The 14,421-nt window shown below is 52.5% G+C and carries 13 protein-coding genes; 3 read left to right on the forward strand and 10 right to left on the reverse strand.

Going from position 1 to position 14,421, the window contains the following annotated elements; genetic code table 11:
• Nucleotides 1-24: 24 nt before the first annotated feature.
• The 3 genes from GM556_RS05685 (at nt 25) to GM556_RS05695 (ending at nt 8,135) form a co-directional block, all read left to right on the forward strand.
• The gene (locus tag GM556_RS05685) at nt 25-3,213 is read left to right on the forward strand and encodes an efflux RND transporter permease subunit (RefSeq protein ID WP_266137858.1); all 3,189 of its coding nucleotides are present in this window, start codon (nt 25-27) and stop codon (nt 3,211-3,213) included.
• Nucleotides 3,210-6,491 (forward strand): efflux RND transporter permease subunit, encoded by a 3,282-nt coding sequence (locus GM556_RS05690; protein ID WP_370513597.1) that lies wholly within the window; start codon nt 3,210-3,212, stop codon nt 6,489-6,491. The genes GM556_RS05685 and GM556_RS05690 overlap by 4 nt, the downstream gene beginning before the upstream one ends.
• Nucleotides 6,492-6,614: 123 nt before the next feature.
• Nucleotides 6,615-8,135 carry an efflux transporter outer membrane subunit gene (locus tag GM556_RS05695; protein WP_155573740.1) on the forward strand — a complete coding sequence of 507 codons (1,521 nt, stop codon included), beginning with the start codon at nt 6,615-6,617 and terminating at the stop codon, nt 8,133-8,135.
• A 69-nt stretch (nt 8,136-8,204) separates the two neighbouring features.
• Here GM556_RS05695 and GM556_RS05700 read toward each other — a convergent pair whose 3' ends face one another.
• The 10 genes from GM556_RS05700 to rpsE form a co-directional block, all read right to left on the reverse strand.
• Complete coding sequence (locus tag GM556_RS05700) at nt 8,205-8,372, reverse strand: hypothetical protein (protein WP_155579543.1); 168 nt, start codon at nt 8,370-8,372, stop codon at nt 8,205-8,207.
• Between the two features lie 100 nt (nt 8,373-8,472).
• Nucleotides 8,473-8,889: a 50S ribosomal protein L17 gene (gene rplQ, locus GM556_RS05705; RefSeq protein ID WP_155573623.1), complete on the reverse strand. Its 417-nt coding sequence runs from the start codon at nt 8,887-8,889 to the stop codon at nt 8,473-8,475.
• A gap of 44 nt (nt 8,890-8,933) precedes the next feature.
• The gene (locus GM556_RS05710; RefSeq protein ID WP_155573624.1) at nt 8,934-9,953 is read right to left on the reverse strand and encodes a DNA-directed RNA polymerase subunit alpha; all 1,020 of its coding nucleotides are present in this window, start codon (nt 9,951-9,953) and stop codon (nt 8,934-8,936) included.
• 141 nt (nt 9,954-10,094) lie between these two features.
• Nucleotides 10,095-10,487 carry a 30S ribosomal protein S11 gene (gene rpsK, locus GM556_RS05715; RefSeq protein ID WP_043557862.1) on the reverse strand — a complete coding sequence of 131 codons (393 nt, stop codon included), beginning with the start codon at nt 10,485-10,487 and terminating at the stop codon, nt 10,095-10,097.
• A gap of 50 nt (nt 10,488-10,537) precedes the next feature.
• Nucleotides 10,538-10,915: a 30S ribosomal protein S13 gene (gene rpsM, locus GM556_RS05720; RefSeq protein ID WP_099026814.1), complete on the reverse strand. Its 378-nt coding sequence runs from the start codon at nt 10,913-10,915 to the stop codon at nt 10,538-10,540.
• A 205-nt stretch (nt 10,916-11,120) separates the two neighbouring features.
• A complete protein-coding gene (locus GM556_RS05725) occupies nt 11,121-11,699 on the reverse strand; it encodes an adenylate kinase (protein WP_370513449.1) in 579 nt (192 codons plus the stop codon).
• A gap of 2 nt (nt 11,700-11,701) precedes the next feature.
• Entirely contained in the window at nt 11,702-13,075 is a 1,374-nt protein-coding gene (gene secY / locus GM556_RS05730) for a preprotein translocase subunit SecY (protein WP_155573625.1), read from the reverse strand.
• Nucleotides 13,076-13,168: 93 nt separating this feature from the next.
• Nucleotides 13,169-13,657, reverse strand: coding sequence for a 50S ribosomal protein L15 (gene rplO, locus GM556_RS05735; RefSeq protein WP_155579544.1), 489 nt, complete (start codon nt 13,655-13,657; stop codon nt 13,169-13,171).
• Between the two features lies 1 nt (nt 13,658).
• On the reverse strand, nt 13,659-13,850 hold the full coding sequence (gene rpmD, locus GM556_RS05740) for a 50S ribosomal protein L30 (protein WP_155573627.1): 192 nt from the start codon (nt 13,848-13,850) through the stop codon (nt 13,659-13,661).
• The gene (gene rpsE, locus GM556_RS05745; RefSeq protein WP_099026819.1) at nt 13,843-14,412 is read right to left on the reverse strand and encodes a 30S ribosomal protein S5; all 570 of its coding nucleotides are present in this window, start codon (nt 14,410-14,412) and stop codon (nt 13,843-13,845) included. Before rpsE ends, rpmD begins: the two co-directional genes overlap by 8 nt.
• Between the last annotated feature and the right edge of the window lie 9 nt (nt 14,413-14,421).

Below are 14,421 nucleotides of genomic sequence, written 5' to 3' on the forward strand. Positions count from 1 at the left end.
TACTCCGTTTGAGCTTGTGAGCCTGTGAATCCTTCTCGTCTCTTTATCGAACGCCCCGTTGCGACCAGCTTGCTTATGCTGGGCATTATGCTGGCTGGGTTATTAGGGTATCATTTCCTCCCCCTCTCCGCTTTGCCAGAGGTCGAATACCCTACCATCACCGTTTCGACCTTCTACCCCGGTGCCAGCCCTGATGTGATGAGTACCTCTGTCACAGCCCCGCTAGAGACACAATTAGGGCAGATGGCTGGGTTAGACCAAATGACCTCCCAATCCTCTGGGGGGGCCTCTGTCATCACATTGCGCTTCGGCTTAGACATGAAGATGGATATTGCCGAGCAAGAAGTGCAAGCCGCCATCAATAATGCTGGCTCTCTCCTGCCTAATGACCTCCCCGCCCCGCCGATTTACGCCAAGGTCAACCCCGCTGATACACCCATCATGACGCTCGGCATCACCTCCCGCACCTTGCCGCTACCGGAGGTGGAAGATTACGTCAACACACGCTTAGAGCAAAAGATAAGCCAAATCTCCGGTGTGGGGTTGGTGACCCTCTCCGGGGGGAACCGCAAGGCTTATCGCATACAAATCAACATCCCTAAGCTTACCTCATACGGCATCGCGCTAGATACTGTCCGCACCATCATCGGCACGGTGAATGTCAACTCCCCTACAGGGACGTTCGATGGCCCCCATCATGCGACCTCGCTCCGCATTGATGGGCAAATACAATCCGTTGAACAACTTATGAATCAGGTCATTGCGTATCAAAATAACGGGCCTATCCGCTTACGAGATGTTGGGCGCGTTGTGGAGGGGGCCGAAAATAACCAGCTTGCGGCATGGGCTAATAAAACCCCGGCTCTTATCCTCAATATTCAACGCCAACCCGGCGCGAATGTGATTGCCGTGGCTGATAATGTACGCGCCATTCTCCCCCGCTTACAACAAGACCTCCCACCGGGGATTGATATTGTCCCCTTAACAGACCGTACCACCACCATCCGCGCCTCTGTTCATGATGTTGGGCTAGAGCTTATCTTGGCGATGCTACTCGTTGTGGGGGTGATTTTTGTCTTTCTTTGCAATATCCCTGCGACCATCATCCCCGGCCTTTCTGTCCCTCTCTCGCTAATTGGGACACTCTCGGCAATGTATTTGCTGGGCTTCTCGCTGGATAATCTCTCCCTTATGTCCCTTACCATTGCCTCCGGCTTTGTGGTGGATGATGCCATTGTGGTGATTGAAAATATCTCCCGCTTTGTAGAAGCAGGCGAGGACCGTTATACAGCCGCCCTTAAAGGGGCCAAAGAGATTGGCTTTACCATCATCTCACTCACAGTCTCACTAATTGCTGTGCTTATCCCGCTGCTTTTTATGAGCGATGTGGTGGGGCGTCTCTTCCATGAATTCGCGATGACCTTGGCCATCACTATCTCCCTCTCGGCTCTTATCTCCATCACCCTCGTGCCGATGATGTGCGCGCGTATGCTAAGTGAACGCCACAAACCCAACAGCACGCCACAGGAGAGAGTACATTGGCTCACACGCTTTGCCGACTTCATGCAAGAGATGATGGACTGGCTCATCACCCAATATGATCGCGGCTTAGAGATTGTCTTTCGCCACCAACCATTAACCCTCATTGTCGCCGTAGCGAGTATTCTCATGACCGGTCTGCTCGCATGGGGCATACCGAAAGGCTTTTTCCCCTCCCAAGATAGCGGTGTCATACAGGGGATTTCCGTCATGCCGGCTAATATATCTTTTGAGGGCATGAAAACACGGCAAGCTGAACTCGGACGGCTCATCCTCCAAGACCCTGATGTGGTGAGCCTCTCCTCCTTTATCGGGATTGATGGGCAAAATATGACCCTCAATTCCGGCCGATTTCTCATTAATCTAAAGCCCAAAGAAAAACGAGAAAGCTCCCTTGATGCCATACAAGCCCGGCTTAATGCCGCAGCACGCGCCCTCCCCGGCACGCATCTTTACACCCAGCCCGTCCAAGACCTCTCGCTGGAGACATCCGTCTCAGCCATGCAATATCAATTCATGCTTGAAACACCCGATTATGACGATTTCTCCCTCTGGGTGCCGCGTTTTCTTGACGCCCTCAAGCATGAGCCTTCCCTCAATGATGTGACCTCCGACCTCCAAGCGGATGGTCTAACGGCTATGCTTACGCTGGACCGTACCAATGGGGCGCGTTATTCCATCACCCCACAGACGGTCGATAATTTGCTTTATGATAGTTTTGGCCAACGGCAGGTTTCCACCATCTACACACAATCCAACCAATATCGTGTCATTTTGGAGGCTGACCCGCGCTTCCAACAGAGCCAACGCTCTCTCTCCCAGCTTTATCTACCGGGTATCGCCTCCGAGGCAGGAGGCAGCACGAGCGGGCCAACACGCCAGCCGACCTCTGGGTTAGTACCGCTCTTGCAAGTCACCAGCCTAAGCCGGCTGACCTCGCCTTTGCTCATCACGCATTATGGGCAATTCCCCGCCACGACAATTTCTTTCAATCTCGCGCCACATCATGCGCTGGGAGAGGCCACAACCGCCATTGAGCATATCCGCCAGAAGATTGGCCTCCCCGGCACCTTCCAAACCGCTTTCCAAGGCACGGCTGCTGCTTTTAAAAATGCACTGGGCAATGAGCTCGGCCTCGTCATTGCTGCGATTGTAGCGGTCTATATCGTGCTAGGCGTGCTGTATGAGAGCTTCATTCACCCTATCACCATTCTCTCTACCCTCCCCTCCGCTGCGATTGGGGCGTTCCTAGGGCTTTATGGCTTTGGGATGCCCTTGGATATTATGGGCATTATCGGCATTGTGCTGCTCATCGGCATCGTCAAGAAAAACGCGATTATGATGATCGACTTCGCCCTCCAAGCGGAGCGACAAGATAACCTCCCCCCCATTGAGGCCATACGCCAAGCCGCTTTGCTCCGCTTCCGCCCGATTTTGATGACAACACTCGCCGCCCTTTTTGGGGCACTCCCCCTCCTCCTCAGCAGCGGCACAGGGACGGAATTACGCCGCCCGCTGGGCGTGGCGATTGTCTTTGGATTGATGCTCTCCCAACTGCTGACGCTCTTTACCACGCCGGTGATTTATCTCTTTATGAACACTTGTAGCTTGAAGGTGCGAGGGGTTGTCCAAAAATACCTCCATAAATCTGAACATCCTGCGCAAACCCCGTGAGGTTAATTCGCCTCTTTGTCAGTCGCCCCGTCGGCACGCTCCTCATGACGCTGGCGATGATTCTTGCAGGCTGCCTTGGCTATCATTATCTTCCCATCTCGGACTTACCCGATGTCGATTACCCTGTGGTGATGGTGATTGCCAACCAACCCGGCGGCTCCCCGTCTGAAATTGCTAGCACCATCGCCGAGCCTTTAGAGCGTCATTTGGGGGCCATTGCGGGGGTGCGGGAAATGACCTCCCAATCCACCGTTAATCAAACCCGCATCCTCCTCCAATTTGACCTCTCACGCGATATTAATGGGGCCGCGCGCGATGTCCAATCAGCCCTCCGCGCTGCACGGCAAGACTTGCCTACAACCCTCCGCAGCGACCCTAGCTATATGAAGGCCAATGCGAATGGGCCGCCTATCATGGTCCTTACGCTCACCTCCTCAACCCGTACCCCTCAGCAGCTTTATGATTTCGCCAATAACATCGTCCTCCCCGGCCTTAGCCAAGTAGAGGGTGTTGGCAATGTCGATATTCGCGGCAGTGCCTTACCCGCTGTCCGTGTGGAGGTTAATCCGTTACGGCTCTTCCGCTATGGGATTGGGTTTGAGGATATTCGCGCCGCTCTAACCTCTGCTAACGCCCATACGCCCAAAGGTTTTATCGAGAGCCATAATCAGCGTTTCATCCTCGCTACGAATGACCAAGCCACACAAGCAAGTGCCTATCGCTCCCTCATCATCGCCTATCGCAATAACCAACCTGTCCGCCTCTCCGATGTCGCTGATGTCGTTGATAGTGCGGAAGACCTCCGCCAAGCAGGTTATGTAAATGGTCAGCCAGATATTATCTGCACCGTTTATCCCCAAAGTGGGGCTAACATCATCCAAACGACCGACGGGCTAAAAGCACGTTTGCCGCTCCTCCGCACAGCTTTGCCGGGTAATACACGTTTGGACCTCCAGCTTGACCGCTCCGTCACCATTCGCGCCTCACTGGCTGATACACAACGGACCCTCATCCTCGCTGTGGGGTTAGTGGTTCTGGTCGTTCTTTTCTTCCTACGCGATGGGGTAGCTGTCCTCATCCCTGCGCTTGTCGTCCCCGCTTCCATCATCACCACATTCGCCTTTATGAAGCTGCTAGGCTATCAGCTTGATGTGATGTCGCTAATGGCTCTCACCATCGTCACAGGCTTTGTTGTGGATGATGCCATTGTGGTGCTGGAGAACATCACACGCCATCAGGAAATGGGAAAATCTGCCTATAAAGCGGCCATAGACGGCACGGGGGAGGTCGTCTTTACCGTCATGTCCATCACTTTATCGCTGATTGTCGTTTTTCTCCCCATCTTGCTGATGGAAGGGGTTTCTGGCCTTTTCTTTCATGAATTTGCCATGACAATCATCATCGCGCTTTGTGTCTCGATGGTGTTATCCCTAACCTTAGCCCCCATGCTCAGTGCCCAGCTTCTCGCTCTGCAAGAGCATAAACAGACGCGCAGCTCCATAGGGATAATCCGCACCAGCCTAAAATGGTGTAGCCATAAGCTGGATTATGGCTTCCAACGCCTCACCGTAGGCTATATGCGCTCGCTCTACGCTGTGATGGCCCATCCAAAACTCGTCCTCCTCTCCCTACCGCTCAGCCTCCTCCTCGCCGGTTGGCTCTTTACCTCCCTGCCCAAGGAGCTCTTCCCCCAGCAGGACCAGAGTATGATTATGGGGCGGCTTGTGGCAGACCAGGATATTTCCTTCCATGCGTTGCAGGCCCTCACCATTAGGGCCGAAAAACGCCTCGCCCAAGACCCTGATGTCATCAGTGCGATTGGGGGGTTAGGCAAACGCTCCTCTAATTCGGTCAATATGTTCATCACCCTCAAGCCGAAGAGAGAACGCAAGGATGATATCTCTGTCACGATTAACCGCTTGAACCATCTTTTTTCTCACCAAGCCGGGCTATCCCTCCGCCTCCGCCTACCGAGCCTTATCGGCGGGGGCGCTCGCTCAACTGATGGGACGTATCAATATAGCTTACAGGGCAACTCTGCCGAGGAGCTTTACCAATGGACCCCACGCGTAGTTGAAGCCCTCTCACACTTGCCTATACTCACTGATGTAACCTCTGATATGGAGCAAGGCGGCCGTGGCATCACCCTCGCCCTCACGCGCGATGTAGAAGCCCGCTATAATATTACCCCGCAGCTCGCCAGCAACGCGCTTTATGACGCTTTTGGCCAACGCGCCGCCTCTGTGATTTATGAGCCATTAAATCAATATCGCGTCATTATGGAGGCCGCACCCATCTTCTGGTCCGACCCGCACTTCCTCACGCAAATGCGGGTGAGTGTAACAGGCGGTACAGCCAACGGGGCTTATGCCACCAATAATATCCGTGTCCGTGCGCATGACACCTCCAGCGCATCACTCTCCGAAGGGCAGCTCTCTTATCTAAACTCTGTCGCTAATGCCCTTGCAGGAGGTAAGTCCGCCTCTAATGGCTCTGCCGTTACAACACGCAGTGAGACTATGGTCCCCCTTCTTCTGCTTGGCCCCTTAAAACAGGTCAATGACCCCCTCGCGGTTAATCATCAAGGCCAGTTTGTCGCGACAACTCTATCCTTCAACCTCGCCCCCGGTGCCGCTTTAGGGGACGCCATTACCGCAATTAACCAAGCCATGGTGCAACTCCATCTCCCACGCGAGATTCAAGGTGGCTTCGCTGGCAATGCAGCCAGTTTGCAAAAATCTGTAAGCCGAGAGCCGCTCCTAATTCTCGCCGCGTTAATAGCCGTTTATGTCGTCCTCGGTATTTTATATGAAAGCTTAGTCCACCCGCTAACAATCCTCTCCACCCTGCCTTCAGCCGGCGTAGGGGCCTTGCTGGCTGTTACCCTCTTTGGCCAGCCTTTCTCCCTCCTCACCCTCATCGGTGTTATTTTGCTCATCGGCATTGTGAAAAAGAACGCCATTATGCTGATCGACTTTGCCATCCAAGCCCGCCAGCATGGCAAATCCGCACAAGAAGCCATCATGACCGCAAGCCGGTTACGCTTCCGCCCTATTTTGATGACAACCTTCGCCGCGGCTTTAGGGGCTGTCCCATTGCTCATCGGCGGGGATTATGGGAGCGAGATGCGTAAACCGCTCGGCCTCGCTATTCTCGGTGGCCTCTGCCTAAGCCAACTCCTGACCCTATACACCACCCCCGTAGCTTATCTCTCCTTAGACAGACTAAGCCAACACATGCGCTCTTGGATGCCTCACCATTCCCCCAAAGCCGACTAACACGCAGTGATATGGCTGTAGATTTTACAAATCTAAAAAAGTAATGACTACCTTTATGCAAGCCTCTGCTGGTATAGCATGTCTCATTATATCGCTGCTTGTTTCGTCTTATTGCGGATTATCATGCCTCTTCCCTCTCGTACCCTTTCAATTGCCATCCTAACAACAGGACTTAGCCTTACTCTAAGCGGATGTATGGTCGGGCCGGATTACGATATGCCTCAAGCCATTATTTCACCCCGCTTTAAAGAAGCTCCCCCGCCTGCCGGATGGGAAAAAGCCAATCCTTACCTCAGCACCTTACCCAAAGGTGATTGGTGGCGAGTGTTTAACGACCCAACCCTAAATAAATTAGAAGAAGAGGTTAGCCGCTCTAACCAAAGCTTAAAGCAATATGAGGCGCAATATCGCAAAGCCCGTGCGATGATTGATTCCGTTCGCGCTAGCCTTTTTCCTACCCTTAACGGCAAGTTCAGCTTTAATCGTAATTCTAGCGGAAGACGCACCCCAAGCGGGCTCCCTGAGAGCCCCCATACCTTCGTCACAACCACCAACACATGGGCCACCGGTCCAAGTGCAAGCTGGACCATTGACGTATGGGGCATGATTCGTCGCCAAATCCAACAACAAGTAGCTTCAACGCAAGCCAATGCCGCTTTGCTTGCCAATATGCGCCTCTCTTACGAGCTAGAATTAGCAAGCGACTATATGAATCTCCGCTATCAGGATAGCTTAATTGACCTTTACGACCGCAATGTCCGCCTCTATCTGCATAACCTCGAAATCCTCAATAACCAATATGCAGCCGGTGTAGCAGACCCTACGAGCATTTTTCAGGCACGCTATCAATACGAATCAACTCAAGCGAGTCTCTCTGGTGCCCGTGTAACGCGTGCGCAATATGAGCATGCTATTGCTGTCTTAACAGGTCATCCCCCAGCCGATGTGACAATTCCACACGCCCCTCTCCCCTTTACCTTACCAACAATTCCTCATTTCATACCTTCTGACCTTCTCCAAAGGCGGCCCGACATCGCCCAAGCTGAGCGGGAAATGGAGAGCTATAATGCTGAAATCGGCTATGAGATTGGGGCTTTCTTCCCACAAATTAGCCTCTCAGCCAGCTATGGTTATAGCGGTAACCCCATCCAACATCTCATCCAACTTGCCACACGCACATGGTCCCTCGGGGCCGCAGCGAATGAGACCCTGTTTGAAGGCGGCGCGCGCTCCGCTGCTGTGCGGGAAGCCGAAGCCGATTATGACGGTGCCGTAGCCAATTACCGCCAAGTGGTGCTAAAGGCTCTACAAGATACCGAGGACCAACTCTCGAACCTACATTATCTTGGTGACCAGATAACTTTCCAAGAGCAAGCTTTACGCAGCGCACAAGAGGCCGTCACCGTCTCTATGAACGAATATCTTGCCGGGACACAAATCTACACCACCGTCATCACGGCCCAACAAACGGCCCTACAATATGAAGAAATGCGGCTGCAAATCCAACAACAGCGCGTCATCAGCACACTACGCCTCATCACAGACCTAGGTGGGGGATGGAATAGAAGCAAGCTACCCAGCAAGGCCTCCTTACAAACAGATAATCCCTTCCTCCCCAGCTTCATCCAAAAAGATAAAAACTAAAACCTTACGCATAAAAAAAAGGCGTCTCCTCTTACAGGGACGCCCTTTTTTTACGCAACCGCCTCCTTTTTAGGAGGAAGCCTCCTCACGGCTAGCCGTCTTTTTCCGCCCGAAAAGCAACCCCACAATGAAGGCTAACCCCGTCCATCCCCATGGATGATCCATCACGAGGTCTTCCATCACATCCCTTACAAGCCCCAGAATAGAGTGGCATGCATTTATCAGATCAGAACTCATGGCTACACCTTCTTTTCTAAGGGGTTACGCTCAACCCACGAAAAAAGGCCGATGCCTAAAAGCACCGACCTTTCCTTTATTCTCCTATTGGAGAAAAAGCTCAAGCTGCTTCTTGATTTTCTTTCTGCACTGGCCCGCTATCTTTGCCTTTTTCAGCAACTTCACGATCCACCAGCTCAATCACAGCCATATCGGCATTATCACCATAACGCACACCGGCCTTCAGCACACGGCTATAACCGCCAGCACGGTTTGCATAACGCTGCCCCAGAACAGAGAACAGCTTGCTCACAATAGCATCGTCACGCAGTTGAGCAAAAGCCTGACGGCGTGCATGAAGCGTACCGCGCTTGCCTAAGGTGATCAGCTTCTCAACAACAGGACGCAGCTCCTTCGCTTTTGGCAGCGTTGTGGAGATTTGCTCATGCTTGATGAGTGCGACAGCCATATTACGGAACATAGCCGCGCGATGAGTGGAGGTGACGCCAAGTTTACGTCCGCTCAGATTATGACGCATTTTCTTTCCCTAATCCTTTGCCCGAACTTCCCAGCCGGGGCTTTTTAGAAGGTCTCATCGAGACGCCGGGCCAGATCCTCGATGCTCTCCGGCGGCCAAGCAGGAACATTCATCCCTAGCGAAAGGCCCATGCCTGTTAGCACCTCTTTGATCTCATTCAGCGACTTACGACCGAAATTCGGAGTCCGAAGCATTTCCTGCTCGCTCTTCTGCACGAGATCGCCAATATAAACAATATTGTCGTTCTTCAAGCAGTTTGCACTACGCACAGAAAGCTCAAGCTCATCCACTTTACGCAACAGATGACGGCTGAAGGGCAAGTCATCTTGTGGCTCTTCATTCTGAACCGGGCGCGGCTCATCAAAATTGATGAAGAGCTGAAGCTGATCCTGCATGATGCGCGCGGCTAATGCCAAGGCATCTTCCGGCGTAACCACCCCATTCGTCTCAACACTCAGGAGCAATTTATCATAGTCAGTAACCTGCCCCACACGAGTCGGCTCCACTTTATAGGAGACACGCTGCACGGGAGAGTAAATCGCATCAATGGGGATTAAGCCAATCGGAGCATCATCAGGACGGTTTGCAGAGGCCGGGACATAGCCCTTGCCCATATTCACCGTAAACTCCATGCCCAATTTGACATCATCATCCAGCGTACAAATAACCAAATCTGGGTTCATGATTTCAATATCATGACCTGTTTGGATTTGCCCAGCTGTAACTTCCCCCGGCCCTGTCGCAGCAAGAACCATACGCTTTGGCCCCTCACCGTGCATACGCAAAGCAAGCTGCTTCACATTCAACACGATGTCGGTCACATCCTCACGCACACCTGCTACAGAGGAGAACTCGTGCAAGACCCCATCAATCTGGATGGCCGTAACAGCAGCACCCTGAAGAGATGAAAGAAGAATACGACGCAGAGCGTTCCCCACCGTCAGCCCAAAGCCACGCTCAAGCGGCTCAGCAACAATGGTCGCCATGCGGGAAGGAACTGGGCCGGGTTCGACTTCAAGCTTCTCCGGTTTGATGAGAGCCTGCCAATTTTTCTGGAGAACCAAGATCATGGCCTTTCAAACAACGAAGCCCGCCATTCTGGCGGTACCAGGCCCGCACATGTCGTGCGGTACGAACTTACCAAAGCTCAGATTGGTTGCACCATCCAATCGTGACAACCAACCCAGCCAAATACACTGTCCGCCTTAAACGCGACGACGCTTACGGGGACGGCAACCATTATGGGGTACTGGCGTCATGTCCCGAATAGACGTGATTGTAAAACCAACGGCCTGCAAAGCACGCAAAGCACTCTCACGCCCTGAACCAGGACCAGAGACCTCAATCTCCAACGTTTCCATGCCATGCTCACGGGCTTTACGGCCAGCATCCTCAGCAGCAACCTGTGCCGCATAAGGTGTGGACTTACGAGACCCCTTGAAGCCCTGAGCCCCAGAGGAAGACCATGCAATCGCATTGCCCTGAGCATCAGCAATCGTGATCATCGTGTTGTTAAAGGTCGAAAGAACATGAGCAACACCAGAGATGATGTTTTTACGCTCCTTCTTACGAATACGCGGTGCGGCAGCCTTGGCCATAATATGCTTGTCCTACTAAATCTGCAAAAGCGTCAAAGAGAACGCGCTTATTAGCGCGTTGCCTTCTTCTTACCAGCAATGGCAACAGCCTTACCCTTACGAGTACGCGCATTTGTATGCGTACGCTGCCCACGAACCGGAAGACCACGGCGATGACGCAGACCACGATAGCAGCCAAGGTCCATCAGACGCTTAATATTCATCGCCGTCTCACGACGGAGATCACCTTCTACACGGTACTCACTGTCAATCAGGTCACGAATCTTTGTGACCTCATCATCAGAAAGCTCATTCACGCGCTTAGCATCATCAATGCCGAGCTTTGCACAGATTGCCTGTGCGCTCGACGGACCAATGCCATAAACATAGCGCAGACCGATGACCACCCGTTTGTTGGTCGGAATGTTTACGCCGGCAATACGTGCCACGCCAATTCTCCCATCCACACGGCCCAAAGCCGCGTTGCCAAAAATCTTTGTCTGACGGACCATGGCCGCTCACCGGCATCAGTCCCCAAAGAACGATTCCAACCCCGCCATGGGGTTCGATACGTTCACCTTATGCTGGGCGAATATACTGCCCTGCCAGACAAGTCAAATAATAAAGATCACTTTTTCGTGACCGCCTTACATATCAAGACGCTAATTGGTCGAGAATAGCGTCAATCGCCGCCCCAACCGTATCAACATCTTGCATCCCATCAACGCGCTTTAAGCACCCTCTCCCCTCATAATAAGGCAGAATAGGGGCTGTTTGCTCCCGATAGACCTTCAGACGTGAATGAATCACCTCTGGGTGGTCATCCGCACGGCGGGAGCCATCATCATGCTGACGTTCGCAAAGACGCTTTACAAGAGCATCTTCACTCACCTCTAACAAAATCACCGCATCAATTTTGAGCCCCTGCTCTTTGAGCATAGAATCCAAAATCTCTGCCTGAGGCTCTGTACGAGGGAAACCATCTAAAATGACCCCCTTCGCACAATCGGGCTGCTCAATACGATTCTCAATCATTTGAACAATGATGGGATCCGGCACAAAATGCCCCTTCTCCATCAAACCCTTAACCTCCAAACCAATCGGAGATTTCGCCTTGACCTCAGCACGCAGCATATCCCCTGTAGAGATTTGCTTCATGCCACGATTTTTCTCGAGACGCTTCGCCTGTGTCCCCTTTCCCGCACCGGGGGGACCAAGAAGAATGATATTCACCCTTACCTCCGTTTTTCCCGACCAACGCGACTACGCCCACGGCTACCCCGCTCCCGCTGCTTACGGATAAGCCCTTGATATTGATGCGCCACCAAATGAGATTGCACCTGCGTAACCGTATCAATCGTGACCGATACGATAATAATCAAGCTCGTCCCACCAAAGTAAAACGGTACATTATATTTGTTGATCAAGAACTGCGGTAAGAGACAAACCAGCACCATGTAAGCCGCGCCAATGCTCGTCAAGCGTGACAAAATACGATCAAAATAACGCGCCGTATTAGCCCCCGGACGAATACCCGGCACAAACCCGCCTTGCTTCCTCAAATTATCAGCTGTTTCCTCAGGATTAAATGTCACAGCTGCATAAAAATAAGAGAAAAACACAATCATGAAAGCATAAAACGCCATGTAAAGCGGTTGCCCTTGGGAGAGCCACTGCCCCACACGCCCCATAATGCCACCATTATTATGCATAAAACCCGACAAAGTCGCCGGCACAAGCAAAACAGAAGACGCAAAAATGGGGGGAATTACACCTGCTGTATTCACCTTAAGCGGCATATGTGTGGAATCCCCGCCATAAATACGGTTACCCACCTGCCGTTTAGGATACTGAATAACAATACGCCGCTGCGCTTGCTCCATAAACACAATAAAAGCGATAACCAGCAGAGCTAAAATGAGGAAGGCCACCACAAAGAGCGGCGACAAAGCCCCCGTTCTTCCTAGCTCGAACAACGTATTAAGCGCATGTGGTAAATTCGCTACAATACCGGAGAAAATTATGAGGGAAATCCCATTCCCAATCCCACGTGAGGTAATCTGTTCCCCCAACCACATAAGGAACAGCGTCCCCGTCACAAGCATCACAACATAAGAAACAAGGAAGGTCGGACCGGGAGAAATAACCGCGCTCAACCCTGTTTTTGTATGCATGCTACTTAACCCCATGGCGAAGCCATAAGCTTGTACCACGGCAATAAGCACCGTGAGATACCGCGTATATTGGTTAAGCTTTTTACGCCCTGATTCACCCTCTTTCTTCAACGCTTCCATAGAAGGCAACGCCGTTGAAAGCAGCTGAATAATAATAGAAGCACTAATATAGGGCATAATGTTAAGGGCAAAAAGCGTCATACGCCCCAAAGCACCACCTGTGAACATGTCAAACATGCCCAAGATGCCACCCTGATTTTCCCCAACAAGCTGCCCCAACACAGAAGCATCAATCCCCGGCACAGGGATAAACGTGCCAAGGCGATAAACAATCAATGCCCCTAATGTAAACCAGATCCGTTTTTTGAGCTCTGTCGCCTTAGAAAAGGCACTCATATTCAGGTTGCCGGCCAACTGTTCTGCCGCTGAAGCCATCTCCCCGTCCTTTCATGAAAACAGCGTCACCGCACATCGTACGGGACGCTGCTCACTTGTTCACTGTCACCCCAGCTTACTGGGTAAGCAAACTCAAGCCTCAGCCTGAGCTTCCTTCTTAACGGCAAGAACCTTCACAGAGCCACCGGCTTTCTCTACCGCAGCTACCGCTGCTGCAGACGCCCCGGAGACCTCAAAGTTCACACCCTGAGACAGCTCGCCCTTGGCCAAAAGACGCACACCAGCAACCTTACGGCTACCAACAAGCCCAGCTTGACGCAACACGTCCTCAGTAATAGGCGCACCAGCAGAAAGCTTACCAGCTTCCAGAGCCTTACTGACAGCACCAAGATTAACCGCCGCATATTCCTTACGGAAAATATTGACGAAGCCACGCTTCGGCATACGACGATAAATCGGCAACTGACCACCCTCAAAGCCATTAATCGCTACGCCGGAACGTGCTTTCTGACCCTTATGGCCCTTACCAGAGGTCTTGCCTTTACCAGAGCCGATACCACGCCCAAGACGCTTTTTGCGGTAGCGAGCCCCAGCGTTATCACGCAATTCATTCAGGTTCATATCAAGCCTCCACCTTTACCAGATGGGACACCTTGCGGATCATCCCGCGGACGGAAGACGTATCCTCCAACTCACGGCTGGAACCGATACCACGAAGGCCCAGCCCCTTGACCGTTTCCGCCTGACCCGGCTTGGAGCCGATCACAGAAGCGATCTGCGTCACCCGGATAGTCTTACCTTTTGTCTTAGACATTAGCAGCCTCCGTCTCTGACTGCTCACGGCGGCCAAACAGCTCGAATGTCTTCTTACCACGACGTGCCGCAACCTGACGCGGGCTACTTGCACGCTCCAGGGCGTCAAATGCAGCCTTAATCATGTTGTGCGGGTTCCGTGTCCCTAGGCTTTTTGCGACAACATCGCTTACACCCAAGCTCTCGAAGACAGCACGAATTGGCCCACCAGCAATGATCCCTGTACCCGCTTCAGCAGCACGTACAACAACCTCACCAGCCCCAAAACGCCCCACTGCATCATGATGCAGCGTACGGCCTTCCTTCATCGGAACGCGAATCATGTTACGGCGTGCACGCTCTGTCGCCTTACGAATGGCCTCAGGCACCTCACGGGCTTTACCTGCACCATACCCAACGCGCCCTTTCTGGTCGCCAACAACAACCAGAGCAGCAAAGGCAAAACGCCGACCGCCTTTAACAACTTTTGCAACGCGATTAATGGTTACGAGCTTATCAACAAGCTCATCACCCTGCTCACGCTCACGACCACCACGGCCGCCTTCTCTTGGCTCACGTGCCATGTGTGATCC

It is taken from the genome of Bombella sp. ESL0378 (assembly GCF_009725845.1).
Taxonomy (GTDB): Bacteria; Pseudomonadota; Alphaproteobacteria; order Acetobacterales; family Acetobacteraceae; genus Bombella; species Bombella pollinis.

Bases quoted from the DNA above. Each gene is read 5' to 3' on its own strand.
- GM556_RS05695 (WP_155573740.1), top strand. From the start codon at position 6,615: ATGCCTCTTCCCTCTCGTACCCTTTCAATTGCCATCCTAACAACAGGA.
- GM556_RS05700 (WP_155579543.1), bottom strand. From the start codon at position 8,372: ATGAGTTCTGATCTGATAAATGCATGCCACTCTATTCTGGGGCTTGTA.
- rplQ (WP_155573623.1), bottom strand. From the start codon at position 8,889: ATGCGTCATAATCTGAGCGGACGTAAACTTGGCGTCACCTCCACTCAT.
- rpsK (WP_043557862.1), bottom strand. From the start codon at position 10,487: ATGGCCAAGGCTGCCGCACCGCGTATTCGTAAGAAGGAGCGTAAAAAC.
- secY (WP_155573625.1), bottom strand. From the start codon at position 13,075: ATGGCTTCAGCGGCAGAACAGTTGGCCGGCAACCTGAATATGAGTGCC.
- rplO (WP_155579544.1), bottom strand. From the start codon at position 13,657: ATGAACCTGAATGAATTGCGTGATAACGCTGGGGCTCGCTACCGCAAA.
- rpmD (WP_155573627.1), bottom strand. From the start codon at position 13,850: ATGTCTAAGACAAAAGGTAAGACTATCCGGGTGACGCAGATCGCTTCT.
- rpsE (WP_099026819.1), bottom strand. From the start codon at position 14,412: ATGGCACGTGAGCCAAGAGAAGGCGGCCGTGGTGGTCGTGAGCGTGAG.